The sequence below is a fragment of the Kitasatospora sp. NPDC059648 genome (assembly GCF_042734825.1).
Lineage (GTDB): Bacteria > Actinomycetota > Actinomycetes > Streptomycetales > Streptomycetaceae > Kitasatospora.
Genome location: NZ_JBHWDU010000062.1, coordinates 35,707 through 48,533 on the forward strand (window position 1 = coordinate 35,707; position 12,827 = coordinate 48,533).

Annotated in this window: 14 protein-coding genes; 7 read left to right on the forward strand and 7 right to left on the reverse strand. The window is 74.5% G+C overall.

The window, feature by feature from the left end; genetic code table 11:
- Positions 1 to 38 precede the first annotated feature (38 nt).
- Entirely contained in the window at positions 39 to 1,007 is a 969-nt protein-coding gene (locus tag ACFV1W_RS28825; protein ID WP_380420168.1) for an LLM class F420-dependent oxidoreductase, read from the reverse strand.
- 101 nt (positions 1,008 to 1,108) lie between these two features.
- Positions 1,109 to 1,354, reverse strand: coding sequence for a DUF6479 family protein (locus tag ACFV1W_RS28830; protein ID WP_380420169.1), 246 nt, complete (start codon positions 1,352 to 1,354; stop codon positions 1,109 to 1,111).
- 360 nt (positions 1,355 to 1,714) lie between these two features.
- On the opposite strand from ACFV1W_RS28830, the gene ACFV1W_RS28835 reads away from it, so the two are divergent.
- A complete protein-coding gene (locus ACFV1W_RS28835) occupies positions 1,715 to 2,191 on the forward strand; it encodes a Dps family protein (protein ID WP_380420170.1) in 477 nt (158 codons plus the stop codon).
- A gap of 68 nt (positions 2,192 to 2,259) precedes the next feature.
- On the opposite strand, the gene ACFV1W_RS28840 is transcribed toward ACFV1W_RS28835, so the two are convergent.
- Complete coding sequence (locus ACFV1W_RS28840) at positions 2,260 to 2,736, reverse strand: flavin reductase family protein (protein ID WP_380420171.1); 477 nt, start codon at positions 2,734 to 2,736, stop codon at positions 2,260 to 2,262.
- Positions 2,737 to 2,739: 3 nt separating this feature from the next.
- Positions 2,740 to 4,227 carry an MFS transporter gene (locus tag ACFV1W_RS28845; protein ID WP_380420172.1) on the reverse strand — a complete coding sequence of 496 codons (1,488 nt, stop codon included), beginning with the start codon at positions 4,225 to 4,227 and terminating at the stop codon, positions 2,740 to 2,742.
- A gap of 263 nt (positions 4,228 to 4,490) precedes the next feature.
- On the opposite strand from ACFV1W_RS28845, the gene ACFV1W_RS28850 reads away from it, so the two are divergent.
- A complete protein-coding gene (locus ACFV1W_RS28850) occupies positions 4,491 to 4,619 on the forward strand; it encodes a hypothetical protein (RefSeq protein ID WP_380420173.1) in 129 nt (42 codons plus the stop codon).
- 33 nt (positions 4,620 to 4,652) lie between these two features.
- Here ACFV1W_RS28850 and ACFV1W_RS28855 read toward each other — a convergent pair whose 3' ends face one another.
- Positions 4,653 to 5,153 carry a hypothetical protein gene (locus tag ACFV1W_RS28855; protein ID WP_380420174.1) on the reverse strand — a complete coding sequence of 167 codons (501 nt, stop codon included), beginning with the start codon at positions 5,151 to 5,153 and terminating at the stop codon, positions 4,653 to 4,655.
- Positions 5,154 to 5,761: 608 nt separating this feature from the next.
- Between ACFV1W_RS28855 and ACFV1W_RS28860 the strand changes: the two genes are divergently transcribed.
- From ACFV1W_RS28860 to ACFV1W_RS28870, 3 genes are read left to right on the forward strand one after another with little or no spacing between them, the layout of a single operon-like run.
- Complete coding sequence (locus ACFV1W_RS28860) at positions 5,762 to 6,703, forward strand: MerR family transcriptional regulator (protein ID WP_380420175.1); 942 nt, start codon at positions 5,762 to 5,764, stop codon at positions 6,701 to 6,703.
- A gap of 52 nt (positions 6,704 to 6,755) precedes the next feature.
- On the forward strand, positions 6,756 to 8,303 hold the full coding sequence (locus ACFV1W_RS28865; RefSeq protein ID WP_380420176.1) for an SDR family oxidoreductase: 1,548 nt from the start codon (positions 6,756 to 6,758) through the stop codon (positions 8,301 to 8,303).
- Entirely contained in the window at positions 8,300 to 9,619 is a 1,320-nt protein-coding gene (locus tag ACFV1W_RS28870) for a cryptochrome/photolyase family protein (RefSeq protein WP_380420177.1), read from the forward strand. The genes ACFV1W_RS28865 and ACFV1W_RS28870 overlap by 4 nt, the downstream gene beginning before the upstream one ends.
- Before the next feature lie 108 nt (positions 9,620 to 9,727).
- Here ACFV1W_RS28870 and ACFV1W_RS28875 read toward each other — a convergent pair whose 3' ends face one another.
- A complete protein-coding gene (locus ACFV1W_RS28875) occupies positions 9,728 to 11,257 on the reverse strand; it encodes an FMN-binding glutamate synthase family protein (protein ID WP_380420178.1) in 1,530 nt (509 codons plus the stop codon).
- 223 nt (positions 11,258 to 11,480) lie between these two features.
- A complete protein-coding gene (locus tag ACFV1W_RS28880; RefSeq protein ID WP_380420179.1) occupies positions 11,481 to 11,903 on the reverse strand; it encodes a hypothetical protein in 423 nt (140 codons plus the stop codon).
- Positions 11,904 to 12,081: 178 nt separating this feature from the next.
- Between ACFV1W_RS28880 and ACFV1W_RS28885 the strand changes: the two genes are divergently transcribed.
- Both ACFV1W_RS28885 and ACFV1W_RS28890 read left to right on the forward strand, forming a co-directional pair.
- Complete coding sequence (locus tag ACFV1W_RS28885; protein WP_380420180.1) at positions 12,082 to 12,375, forward strand: WhiB family transcriptional regulator; 294 nt, start codon at positions 12,082 to 12,084, stop codon at positions 12,373 to 12,375.
- A gap of 137 nt (positions 12,376 to 12,512) precedes the next feature.
- A complete protein-coding gene (locus ACFV1W_RS28890; protein ID WP_380420181.1) occupies positions 12,513 to 12,716 on the forward strand; it encodes a CsbD family protein in 204 nt (67 codons plus the stop codon).
- Positions 12,717 to 12,827 lie beyond the last annotated feature (111 nt).

Below are 12,827 nucleotides of genomic sequence, written 5' to 3' on the forward strand. Positions count from 1 at the left end.
CGTTCTGCGGGTTTGTGCCCGGTTGGGCGGCCGCTCCGTCAGAGCGCCTCGCGCAGCGCCGGCAGCAGGGTCTCCTCGGCCCAGTCCAGGAAGGCCGGCTGGCTGTCCCCGCCGACCTGCACGAGGGCGACCTCGTCGAACCCGGCGTCCACGAAGGGCCGTACGGCCTTGACGAAGTCCTCGACCCGGTCCCCGCAGGGGATCGCCTCGGCGACGTCCTCGGGGCGCACGAACTGGCCGGCCGCCGCGAACCCGGCGGTGCCCGGCAGTTCCGCGTTGACCTTCCAGCCGCCGCCGAACCAGCGGAACTGCTCGTGGGCGCGGCGCACGGCCGCGTTCCGGTCGCGGTCCCAGCACACCGGCAGCTGGCCCACCGCGGGCTTGCCGGCGCCGCCGTGCTCCGCGAAGCCCGAGACCAGTCCCGCGTCGGGCTCGACGGCGATCGCGAGGTCGGCGAGCCGCCCGGCCAGGGCGCACGAGGCCGGGCCCGACACCGCCATCCCGATCGGCGGCGGCTGGTCCGGGAGGTCCCACAGTCGGGCGCCGACCACGTCGAAGTGCTTCCCGTGCCGGGTCACGTAGCCGCCCTCGAACAGCGCGCGGATGATCTCCACGGCCTCGGCGAACATCTCCAGCCGCACCGACACCGCCGGCCAGCCCCGCCCCACCACGTGCTCGTTGAGGTTCTCCCCGCTGCCGAGCCCCAGCCGGAAGCGCCCCTCGGACAGCAGCTGGAGCGTCGCCGCCTTCTGCGCCACCACCGCGGGGTGGTAGCGGAAGGTCGGGCACGTCACGTACGTCATCAGCGGGATGCGGGAGGTGGCCTGCGCGGCCGCTCCCAGCACCGCCCACGCGTACGGGGCGTGGCCCTGCTCGTCCAGCCAGGGAAAGTAGTGGTCGGAGACCACCGAGAAGTCGAAGCCCGCCCGTTCGGCGCGCACCACGTCGCAGACCAGGCCTCGCGGGGCCCGCTGCTCCGTCATCATCGTGTATCCGATCTTCACCATGACCGGCGTCTGCCCCGTGGAGCGCGGTGTCCACTCCCCGAGCCGGTCTTCGTCGGATCACACGAACGCCCGACGGGGGGTGGACCGGACACCACTTCGTCTCAGTGGCCGGGGCCGGTGGGCGGTTCCTCGTTCGACCGGGGGCCCTCGCCGTCGGGCGTGCGCCAGGAGCCGGCGCGCTCGGCGGCGGCGCCCTCGGCGGGCTTGGGCGGCCGGCGGCGGAGCAGGCGGTGGCTGCCCCAGGCGAAGGCGCCGATGAGCAGCGCGGCGACGACCAGCGCGGGCACCAGGACGCCCGCCGCCGAGAGGCCGGCGGCCGCCGTGGTGGGGAGCGATTGCGTGATCAAGGTTCGCATTCCTTTCCTGGGTTCGTCCGGTTGCCGTCCCACGGCGCGGCGGTCCCGGAGGGGGACGAGCCGGGCCGGGACCGCCGCGTGCCGTCCGTCTACCCCGCGGGGTAGGGCGCACTCCCCGCCGTGGGTGCCGCGAGGGCCGGCGGCGGCGCGGGTGGTTTCCGCGACGGCAGCGGGGGAAACCGCCGAACCACACGCTGCCCGGCCGGTCGTCCGTGTCCGTCCCGGACGTCTCGGGGGCCGTCCGCCTGCGTGCGGGCACGGCTTCCCGGCGCGACCGAAGCGCCGGGCGGCGGGCCGCCGTCACCCCACGGATGCCGGAGGACGGCTCCTCGACCCGGAAGGAACTCAGCGATGGGCATCGTCATCAGCAGCCCTCTGCCGGACAACGACCGTGAGACGGCCGGGGAAGCGCTCCAGGGCGCCCTGGTCGACCTGCTGGACCTCTCCCTGGTGGCCAAGCAGGCGCACTGGAACCTCTACGGGCCCCGGTTCCGCTCCGTCCACCTGCAACTCGACGAAGTGGTCGCCACCGCGCGCAACTTCGCGGACGAGGTGGCCGAGCGCGCCGCCGCGATCGGGGTCAGCCCGGACGGCCGGGCCGCCACGGTGGCGGCCTCCAGCGGCCTGCCCGAGTTCCCCGAGGGCTGGACGGCCGACGCGGCGGTGGTCGACCACCTGGTGAAGGCGTTCGGGGCCGTGATCGAGCGGATGCGGGCCCGGATCGACGAGACCGAATCGGCGGACCCGGTCACCCAGGACCTCCTGATCGGACTCACGGCCGCGCTGGAGAAGCACAGTTGGATGTTCCAGGCGGAGAGCCGGGGCTGACGCCGGCGGGCCGTTTCTCGCTTCGGGTGGTTCTCCTCGCGGGCCGTGCGCGGGAACCGGCAGCCGGATCAGGCCGGATGGCCGGGCTCGATGTCCCTCACGTCACGGAACGACAGCACGGGCGTCGCCGACCCCGGAGCGTGGACGTGGAGCGGCTCCAGCAGGAAGCCGGTGTGGTCGCCCCAGTCGACCCGGTCCAGCACCCCGCCGACGAACCAGGCCGGTGCCGCGTCGAGGACCGGGACGCCCTCCGGCCCCCGGTGCCAGGCCGTCGCGGCGAACTTGTCGCAGTCGTCGCCGGTCCGCCCGCCGAACGACTCGGCCAGCCCGTGGTCGGGCGGCAGCAGGTGGACCCCGAGCGCACGCGCGCCGAGCGCGACGGCGTGGGTGTGGTTCGCCTTCGACAGCCACACCGTGAACCGTGCCGGATCGATCGAGCACTGCCCGGCGAACCCCACCAGGCAGCCGGCCGGCTCCGGCGCGGCCGCGGTCACCACGTACACCGGATAGTCCAGCAGGTCCGTGAACGCGTCGAAACCGGTCATCGCTCAGGCCTCCGTCCGGACGGCGCTCAGCGGAGCGGCCAGCGACTCCAGGCTGCGCCGCTCGGCCTTGACGCCGATGGCGGCCTCGACCAGGCCGGCGGCGGTCATGAGGGCGGCGCCGATGCAGAAGGCGAGGGTGGTGTCGGAGACCTCGCCGCTGCTGACGAGCCCGTTGAAGAGCAGCGGGCCGCTGATGCCGCCGACCGCCGTGCCGACGGCGTAGAAGAAGGCGATACACAGGGCGCGGGTCTCCAGCGGGAAGATCTCGCTGACCGTCAGGTAGGCCGAACTAGCGCCCGCCGAGGCGAGGAAGAGGACGACCGTCCAGCAGCCGGTCAGGGTGGTGGCGGAGAGCGACCCGCGCTGGAAGAGGGCGGCGGTGGCGAAGAGCAGGACGCCGGAGCCGATGTAGGTGCCGGCGATCATCGGCTTGCGGCCGAGCGAGTCGAAGAGGTGGCCGAGCAGCAGCGGGCCGAGGAAGTTGCCGACCGCGATCACCGCGAAGTAGTAGCCGGTGTCGCCCTCGGGGACGGCGAAGTAGGTGGTCAGGATGGTGGCGTAGCCGAAGGTCACCGCGTTGTAGAGGAAGGCCTGGCCGATGAACAGCGCGAAGCCCAGCGCGGTGCGGCGCGGATAGCGGGAGACGACGGTACGGGCGATGGTGACGAACCCCAGCGGTCGGCGCTCGCGGATCCGGATGGGCTTCTCCTCGACGGGTGGCAGCGGTTCGCCGGTCTGCCGCTCCACCGTCCGCTCCGCCTCCGCCACGATCTGCTCGGCCTCCTCGGCCCGCCCGTGGGTGAACAGCCAGCGCGGGCTCTCCGGAACGTGCCGGCGCACCAGCAGGATCACCAGGCCCAGCACCACGCCGATCCCGAAGGCGAGGCGCCAGCCCACGGCGGTGGCGAAGAGCGAGGTGTCGAGCAGCGCGATCGAGGCGAAGGCACCGATCGCGGCGCCGACCCAGAAGCTGCCGTTGATGACCAGGTCGACCCGGCCGCGTACCCGGGCCGGGATCAGCTCGTCGATGGCGGAGTTGATGGCCGCGTACTCGCCGCCGATGCCGAAGCCGGTGAAGAAGCGGCAGAGGAAGAAGAACCAGGCCGTCCAGGAGAGGGCGGTGACGGCGGTGGCGGCGAGGTAGACGGCGAGGGTGAGCATGAAGAGCCTCTTGCGGCCGAGCCGGTCGGTCAGCCAGCCGAAGAACAGCGCACCGCTGCAGGCGCCGGCCACGTAGACGGCGGCCGCGATGGTGGTCACCTGGGCGGTGGTGATGCTGATGCCGCTGCCGTCCTGGGCGAGCCGGCCCGCCATGTTGCCGACGATCGTCACCTCCAGGCCGTCCAGGATCCAGACCGTGCCCAGTCCGATGACGATCCGCCAGTGCCAGCGTGACCAGGGCAGCCGGTCGAGGCGGGCGGGGACGTCGGTGGTGATCACGTCGCGTTCCGGTTCCCGTGTCTGTCCGGACGGCTTCGCCGGGTCGGCCATGGTGGTCCTCCTCGTCCTCGGGGCGGTGATCGTTCCGCGTCTGCCCGGTTCTGCGGAGCCCAAGCCGGTCGACGCGGCGGGTCGCGTCCGGGCGCCGGGGAACGGGGCAGCGGGTGGCGCCGGGGCCGTCCGGCACGCCGTTGGAGCGGGCCGGGGGCGGGTAGGCGCGGACGTCGAGACGTGGGTGCCGTGGACCACCGTCCGTGACCCGGTGGAGGAGGACGAGAACGAACGCGACGACGCACGGTGACGCGGAGCAGGGTGTGGGCGACGCTGCCCGCCGCCTCGCCGAGTCCACCGCGAACCTGGTCCGCCGGGAGGTCGCCCGCGTCCGGGACGAGCTGACCGCGCCGGACGGTGCCGTGCGGCCCGCCGGCGAGCAGGGCGGCTGAAGGGCTCCTGAACGGGCCCTGGAGCGCGTCCGTTCAGGCCAGGGCGCCCGTTTCCGGACCGGTCGGCGCCGGGCCCGGGTGCGGGCCCGGCACCCGGCGGGGCCCGCCCGCCGGTGGCACGACGGCGACCGCCCCGAGGTGGACGAGGAGGGTGCGCAGCAGACGCGAGGCCTCCTCGGCGTCGGCCAGTTCGCCGGGGGTCGGCACGGTCGTGCAGAAGGACCGCCGGGGGTTCGCGGGCAGGGACCGCCAGTGCAGGACGGGCGCGAGGACGGTGCTCGCGCGCGTGAGGAACCACGCCAACTGCCCGTGGGTGCGGGCGATGCCGATGGCGAGGACGGCCAGGACCTCGCGCAGGTGCTCCAGGCGGTCGAGGACCGGCAGCCGCTCCTGCTCGGTCGCGGCGCCGACCGCGTCCGCGACGCCCTCGGCGGCGCATCCGGCGAGCACTGCGTCCTGCGGGGTGAACTCCCAGATTCCGTCGAGGAGCTGAGGCTCCACCTCGGCGGCGAGCCGCTCAACTCGCGCGCACATGACGGAACGTGGGCCGGGTGCCCGGGCGGGTGGGTTCGGGTGCGGAGTCATGCGGTCCCTTCCGGTGGAGAACGGCGAGCGCGGGACACGGCAATGGGCACAGTGTGGCTCCAGCGTGGTGGGCCGCGGTGCCCGCCCGCAGCGACCGGGACGAAGAAGCGGACCCCGGCCAGTCAGCGGAGCGAAACCCGCCGCCCCTGCGGGGTGCGGAGCCTCCCGCCCCCTGAGCAGCCACTCGTACGGGAACCGGCGCATGGACGCCCCGGAGCCGGTAAGACGCGCGGGGCGGCGGCCGGCCGACCGCCGCCCCGCCGGGACGGGAGGAGTCGAGCCGTGGACGTTCGGACGGTGACCGCCGCGCAGGAGCAGCCCGCGCCAGGTCGGCCGGGCGGGCAGGAGGTGCGGTGACGCCGACGAGAGGAACGCTGCGAAAACGGTGCGACTCGCGCCACCGCCCGCCGCTGCAGGAGAGTCGGACCGTGCAGGCAACCACCGAACGGTCGTCCGTCCACGGGCCGCCCGCCGGGCCCGTAGGCCCCGGCGGACCGCTTCCCGCCGCGCGCGCGTCGGTCGGCCCGGCCCCGGCGCCCCGTCGTAGGCTCACCGGCGTGACCGCCCCGACCGCCCCCGCCCCGGCCGGACTGACCACCGGGGCCGTCGGGCGCCGGCTCGGCGTCTCGCCCACCACCATCCGGTCCTGGGAGCGCCGCTACGGCATCGGCCCCGCCCACCGCGCCCCCGGGCGGCACCGACGGTGGGAACCGGCCGACGTGGCCGTCCTGGAGGAGATGTGCCGGCTCACCGCCCGGGGTGTCACCCCCGCCGAAGCCGCGCGCGTCGCCCTGGCCGGCGCCGGACCCACCCCCTCGAAGGCGCGGACCGGAACGGCCTCCGGCGGCAACACCCTGCCCGTGGGCACCGTACGGCCCGAGTGCCGGGGCCTGGCCCGCGCCGCCGTACGGCTCGACGCCCCCGAGATGGCGCTCATCCTGCGCCGCAACGTCGACGAGCTCGGCCCGGTCACCGCCTGGACGGAGGTGATGACCCCGGCGCTGCGGGCGGTCGGGCGCAAATGGGCCACCGAGGGCGAGCGTTACGTCGAGGTGGAGCACTTGCTGTCCTGGCACGTCTCCACCGCCCTGCGCCGGGCCGCCGACCGGGTGCGGCCGCACGCCGGCCCGGCCGTGTTGCTGGCCGGCATGCCGACGGAACTGCACACCCTGGCGCTGGAAGCGCTCGCCGCCGCCCTGGCCGAGCGCGGTCTGCCGTTCCGGATGTTCGGCGCGGCCCTGCCGCCCGACGCCCTGCTCGAAGCCGTCCGCCGGACGGGCCCGCCCGCGGTGCTGCTCTGGTCGCAGGTCACCGGGACCGCCGACCGGGCGCTGGTCGAGCGGGTCGTCCGCACCGCCTGGGGCCCCCAGGGCGCGCGCACCCGACCCGTGGTGCTGGTCGCCGGCCCCGGCTGGGCCGGCCCCCGCCGCCCTCCCGGCACCCTGCGCCCCCGCGACCTCACCACCGCGCTCCACCTGCTGGAGGGGCTGCTGCGCTGATCCGCCGCAGGGCAGGCCCTCGGCACCCGACCCCCGGAAGGAGCGGAACACCGTGGACGAGCGAACCCCGGACGGAAAACTCTGCCTGGTCACCGGCGCCACCGGCTACATCGGCGGACGGCTGGTCCCCGAACTGCTCTCCGCCGGGCACCGGGTGCGCTGCCTGGTCCGGGACCAGCGCCGGCTGCGCGACCAGCCGTGGCGCGGCCGGGTGACGGCCGCCACCGGCGACGTCACCCGGCCCGCGACCCTGGACGGCGCCTTCGACGGCGTCGACGTCGCCTACTACCTGGTGCACTCCCTCGGTACCGGGCCGGGCTTCGAGGACACCGACCGGCGCGCCGCCGGGGCCTTCGCCCGCGCGGCAGCCCGGGCCGGGGTCGGCCGGATCGTCTACCTCAGCGGGCTGCTGCCCACCGGGGTGCCCGAGGCGGAGCTCTCGCCGCACCTGCGCTCGCGCGCCGAGGTCGGCCGGGTCCTGCGCGCCGCCGGCGTGCCGACCGTCGAACTGCGGGCCGCCGTCATCATCGGCTCCGGCTCCGCCTCCTTCGAGATGCTCCGCTACCTGACCGAACGCCTGCCCGCCATGGTCACCCCGCGCTGGGTCAACACCCGGATCCAGCCGATCGCCGTCCGCGACGTGCTCCGCTACCTGGTCGCCGCCGCCTCGCTGCCGCCCGAGGTCGACCGGGCCTTCGACATCGGCGGACCGGACGTGCTGACCTACCGGCTGATGATGCAGCGCTACGCCGAGGTGGCCGACCTGCCCCGGCGGCTGATCGTGCCGGTGCCCGTCCTGACCCCGGCGCTGTCCAGCTACTGGGTCGCCCTGGTCACCCCGGTGCCCGGTCCGCTCGCCCGCCCGCTGGTGGAGTCGCTGCGGCACGAGGTGGTCTGCGGCGAGCACGACATCGCCCACTGGATCCCGGACCCGCCGCAGGGACTGACCGGTTTCGACCGCGCCGTCGAACTCGCCCTGCGCCGCATCCGGGAAGCCCGGGTGACCACCCGCTGGTCCTCCGCCTCGCTGCCCGGCGCCCCCAGCGACCCGCTGCCCACCGACCCGGACTGGGCGGGCGGGAGCCTCTACCAGGACCTGCGGGAACGGCGGGTGGCGGCCGACCCGGCCGCCGTGTGGCGGGTCGTCGAAGGCGTCGGCGGCGAGAACGGCTGGTACTCCCTGCCGTTCGCCTGGGCGCTGCGCGGCATCCTCGACCGGCTGGCGGGCGGCGTCGGGCTGCGCCGCGGCCGGCGCGACCGGGACCACCTACGGGTCGGCGACGCCCTCGACTTCTGGCGGGTGGAGGAGATCGAGCCCGGGCGACTGCTGCGGCTGCGGGCCGAGATGCGCCTGCCTGGCCTGGCCTGGCTGGAACTGCGGGTCGCCCCCGACGGGGCCGGCGGGACGTGCTACCGCCAGCGCGCGCTGTTCCACCCGCACGGACTGGCCGGCCACGCCTACTGGTGGTCGGTGGCGCCGTTCCACTCCCTGGTGTTCGGCGCGATGGCGCGCAACATCACGGAACGCGCCCGGGCCGCCGCCGTGCCCGGCAGCACCCCGACCACCCCGACCGCATCCGCTCCGAGGGCCCACCCATGACCGTCTCGATCGCCCTGTTCACCCAGGACCTGCGCCTGCACGACAACCCCGTGCTGAACGCCGCCCGCGCCGCCGCCGACGAGCTGGTGCCGCTGTTCGTCCTCGACCCCGCCGTCGAGGCGGCGGGGTTCGCGGCCCCCAACCGGATGGCCTTCCTGGCCGACTGCCTCGTCGACCTGGACGCCTCGCTGCGCCGCACCGGCTCGCGCCTGATCGTGCGCCGCGGCGCGACCGCCGAGCAGACGGCCCGGGTGGCCGCCGAGACCGACGCCGCCACCGTGCACCTGGCCGCCGGGGTCAGCGCCTTCGCCCGCCGGCGCGAGGCGGAGCTGCTCGCCCTGTTCGGCGAGCGCCTGCACGTCCACGACGCCTCCGTGACGGTGGTCCCGGCCGGCCGGATCGCCCCGGCGGGCCGCGACCACTACGCGGTCTTCACCCCGTACCACCGGGCCTGGCAGCAGGCGCCCCACCGTACGGTGCTGGGCCCGCCGAGGGTGATCCGCACGCCGGACGGCATCGGCAGCGAGAGCCTCGTGGTCACGGGCCCGCTCTCACCTGGGCTGCCCCGCGGCGGCGAGAGCGCGGCCAGGGAGCGCTGGCGGCGCTGGGACGTCGACGGCTACGCCGAGGGGCACGACGACCTCGCCGGCGACTCCACCTCCCGGCTCTCCCCGTACCTGCACTTCGGCTGCCTGTCACCCACCGAACTGGTGGCCCGCGCCCTGCGGCACGGCGGGGAGGGCGCGGAGGCGTTCGTCCGGCAGCTCGCCTGGCGCGACTTCCACCACCAGGTCCTCGCCGCCCGCCCCGACGCCGCCCACCGCGACTACCGCTCCAAGCACGACCGCTGGCACCACGACGAGGGCGAGGTCGAGGCCTGGCGCCAGGGCCGCACCGGCTACCCGATCGTGGACGCCGGGATGCGCCAACTCGCCCACGAGGGCTGGATGCACAACCGTGCCCGCCTGCTGACGGCGAGCTTCCTCGCCAAGTCCCTCTACCTGGACTGGCGGATCGGCGCCGCCCACTTCCTCGCCCTGCTGGTCGACGGAGACGTGGCGAACAACCAGCTCAACTGGCAGTGGGTGGCCGGCACCGGGACCGACACCCGCCCCAACCGGGTCCTCAACCCGCTGCGCCAGGCCGACCGCTACGACCCCGACGGCGACTACGTGCGCCGCTGGGTGCCGGAGCTGGCCCACCTGCCCGGGCCCGCCGTCCTCCGCCCCTGGCTGCTCGCCCCCCACTACCCGGCCCCGGTCATCGACCCCGACACCCTCTCGGCCCGCCTGCGCCGGGCCCGCGGCCTGGCCTGAGGGCGTCCCGGCGTTCGGCGTCCGGTGCCTCCCCGGACAGCGGCACGGGCGTCTCCGGCGGCCCGGCGGGCGGGATCAACCGGCACCCGGGAGACCTTCCGACGCCGTTCAGGACGGCCCCCGGCCGGTGGTGAGGAGGGCGGTGATCTCCTTGGCGAGCTGGGGGCCGAGTTCGCCCCAGCCCTCCTTGTAGCCGTAGACGCCGGCGAGGGTGCGGGCCTCGTAGTCGCCGTTCATGATCTCGATGTCGTCGGCGGTGACGAGGCCCGGGTGGGCGACGCCGACGGCGGAGGAGATCTTGATCAGTTCCCTGCGGAGGGTGCGCAGGTAGACGGCGGCGCGGGTGGACTTGGAGGCCGGGTCGAGGCCGCGGGCCAGCCAGGGGTTCTGGGTGGCGATGCCGGTGGGGCACTTGTCGGTGTGGCACTTCTGGGCCTGGATGCAGCCGATCGACAGCATGGCCTCGCGGGCCACGTTGACCATGTCGACGCCCAGGGCGAAGGCGACCGCGGCGTTCTCGGGCAGGCCGAGCTTGCCGGAGCCGATGAAGGTCAGGTCGTCGGTCAGCCCGAGCTCGGCGAAGGTGCCGTAGACCCGGGAGAAGCCCATCCGGAAGGGCAGTGACACCGAGTCGGCGAACATCCGCGGCGCCGCGCCGGTGCCGCCCTCGCCGCCGTCGATCGTCACGAAGTCGACGCCGCGGTCGCCGCGCGCCATGAGCGCGGCCAGCTCCCGCCAGAAGCCCGTCTCACCGACCGCGCTCTTGATGCCGACCGGCAGACCGGTCTCGGTGGCGAGCAGTTCGACGAAGTCGAGCATCGAGTCGACGTCGCCGAAGGCGGTGTGCCGCGACGGGGAGGCGCAGTCCTGGCCGACCGGGATGCCGCGGATGGCGGCGATCTCCGGGGTGACCTTCGCGCCCGGCAGCATTCCGCCCAGCCCGGGCTTGGCGCCCTGGGAGAGCTTGATCTCGATCGCCCTGACCGGCGCGCCGGCGACGACCTCCTTGAGCTTGCCGAGGTTGAAGCTGCCGTCCTCGTTGCGGCAGCCGAAGTACGCGGTGCCGAGCTGGAGGACGAGGTCGCCGCCCTGGCGGTGGTACGGGGAGAGGCCGCCCTCGCCGGTGTTGTGCATGGTGCCGGCCTCCGCCGCGCCCTTGTTGAGCGCCGTGATGGCCGCCCCGGAGAGGGAGCCGAAGCTCATCGCCGATATGTTCACCACGCTCGCCGGCCGGAACGCCTTGGCGCGCCCGCGCGGTCCGCCGAGGACCTTGGCGGAGGGCAGCGGGGCCTGCGGGTCGTGGATGTCGGGCAGGGCGCCGGCGAAGGTGCGCTGCTTGACGTAGGCGTGCCCCTGGACGTGCTCGACGTCGACCTCGGTGCCGAACCCGGAGTAGTTGTTCTCCTCCTTGGCCGACGCGTAGATCCAGGCGCGCTGGTCGCGGCTGAACGGGCGCTCCTCCTCGTTGGAGGTCACGATGTACTGCCGCAGCTCCGGCCCGATCGTCTCCAGCAGGTAGCGGGCGTGCCCGAGCACCGGGAAGTTCCGGAGCAGCGCGTGCTTCTTCTGGACGAGGTCGCGGGCAGCCAGAAGCGCCACCGCTGTCGCGGCGGCCGCGCCGATCTTCCGGGCGTGCATGGAGGTTCCTCCTCGATGGGCGACTCCATCGCCGTCGGTGGAGTCGTCGTGTCGTGCGTCGGGTGGTGCAGGACGTTGGGCAACGGGCACCCTGCCGGTCGGGCAACGGGGTCCGTCGGAGAACGCGCACTGATCGTAGGAGGCCCCCCTGGCCGCTCAGCGGTCAGGGGGGCCTCCGGGGCTCCGCGGGGCCGACGCGGGGCCGACGGCCGGGGCCGGTCGTTCAACCGCCCTCCGTCCGCTCGCCGTTCGTCCCTCGGGGCTCCGGCGAGGCACCGGGACGGGGATCCGGCGGGAACGCCCCCATGCCCAACGCTCTTTCGAGTTCCTCGATCCGGTCGGCCACCGTGGGCGCCGCCGGCGTCGCGGTGCACCGCGGAGCGGGGCGGTCCAGCACCAGCCCTGCGACGACCCGCCTGAGCACCAGGGCCGGGATCGCGACGACCCAGCACAGTCCCGAGACCAAGGCCACCGCTTCGGCCTGGGCCCGCTCCTGCTTCTCGAAGCGCTCCTCGACCCACTCGATGGGGCCTCCCCTTCTGCTGGCGACGAATCCGGCACGTGATCGCGCGAAGACCGTCCGGGCGGTCAGCCCGGCGACGACTCCGTACGTTGTGAACGTGACGAGGAACAGCCACGGCACCACCGATCACCTCCTCCATCCCCGTCCGTGTCGTTGACGTGTCAGCCCGCCTGCCCGGAATGGGCCGATTGCTAACAAACGGGAGTGGTCGAGGACTTCGCCGACGGCGTGATTGGGACTCCGGATCCCGGCTACACGGACAGCGACATGCTTCCAGTCGATCGAAGGAAGGCGATCTCCGATGGCGGACGTCTCACGCTTGCCCGGTGCCTACGACCACTACTGGGACTGGCAGTTGGAGGCTGCCTGCCGACGGGTCGAGAACAGCCTCTTCTTCCATCCCGCCGGTGAGCGGGGTGCCGCGCACAAGGCGCGCGAGGAGGCGGCGAAGGCGGTCTGCGCCCGGTGTCCGGTCCGCATGGAATGCCGGCGCCACGCGCTCGACACCCGCGAGCCCTACGGGGTGTGGGGCGGGTTGAGCGAGGAGGAGCGGGCCCTGCTGCTCAGTGCGGCGCACCGTCGGTCGGCGGCCTGACCCCGGACCCCGGAGAGGGCGCTGACCTCGGACCCAGGGCAGGCAGTGATCGTTTCCCGGCGCATGGGGAGCGGAATACGGGGCAGATGTGGCGCATCGGCGGCATGGTGCCACTGATTCGGCGAGCGGAGGAACCGATGGGCGACCTGTCGAACAAGGCTCAGGAGCTGGTCGGCAAGGCGAAGGAGAAGGCCGGCGATCTGACGGGCAACGAGAGGCTCACGGGCGAGGGCCGGGCCGACCGGGGCGAGGCGAAGGTCAAGCAGGCCGCGGCCGACATCAGGGACGCCATGACCGTCGTCGCCGACCGGGTCAAGGGTGCACTCAAGCGCGGCGACTGACGGGCGAGGAGACCGCTGCCCCACCTCGTGCGGGCGGGCCCGCGCGCCCGCCCGCGCCCGCGGGGCGGCGCCGGGGGGGGCGGGGGGTGGCGGGGCGGGCGGCGCGGCCCC

Bases quoted from the DNA above. Each gene is read 5' to 3' on its own strand.
- ACFV1W_RS28825 (WP_380420168.1), bottom strand. From the start codon at position 1,007: ATGGTGAAGATCGGATACACGATGATGACGGAGCAGCGGGCCCCGCGA.
- ACFV1W_RS28835 (WP_380420170.1), top strand. From the start codon at position 1,715: ATGGGCATCGTCATCAGCAGCCCTCTGCCGGACAACGACCGTGAGACG.
- ACFV1W_RS28840 (WP_380420171.1), bottom strand. From the start codon at position 2,736: ATGACCGGTTTCGACGCGTTCACGGACCTGCTGGACTATCCGGTGTAC.
- ACFV1W_RS28845 (WP_380420172.1), bottom strand. From the start codon at position 4,227: ATGGCCGACCCGGCGAAGCCGTCCGGACAGACACGGGAACCGGAACGC.
- ACFV1W_RS28855 (WP_380420174.1), bottom strand. From the start codon at position 5,153: ATGTGCGCGCGAGTTGAGCGGCTCGCCGCCGAGGTGGAGCCTCAGCTC.
- ACFV1W_RS28870 (WP_380420177.1), top strand. From the start codon at position 8,300: ATGACCGTCTCGATCGCCCTGTTCACCCAGGACCTGCGCCTGCACGAC.
- ACFV1W_RS28875 (WP_380420178.1), bottom strand. From the start codon at position 11,257: ATGCACGCCCGGAAGATCGGCGCGGCCGCCGCGACAGCGGTGGCGCTT.
- ACFV1W_RS28885 (WP_380420180.1), top strand. From the start codon at position 12,082: ATGGCGGACGTCTCACGCTTGCCCGGTGCCTACGACCACTACTGGGAC.
- ACFV1W_RS28890 (WP_380420181.1), top strand. From the start codon at position 12,513: ATGGGCGACCTGTCGAACAAGGCTCAGGAGCTGGTCGGCAAGGCGAAG.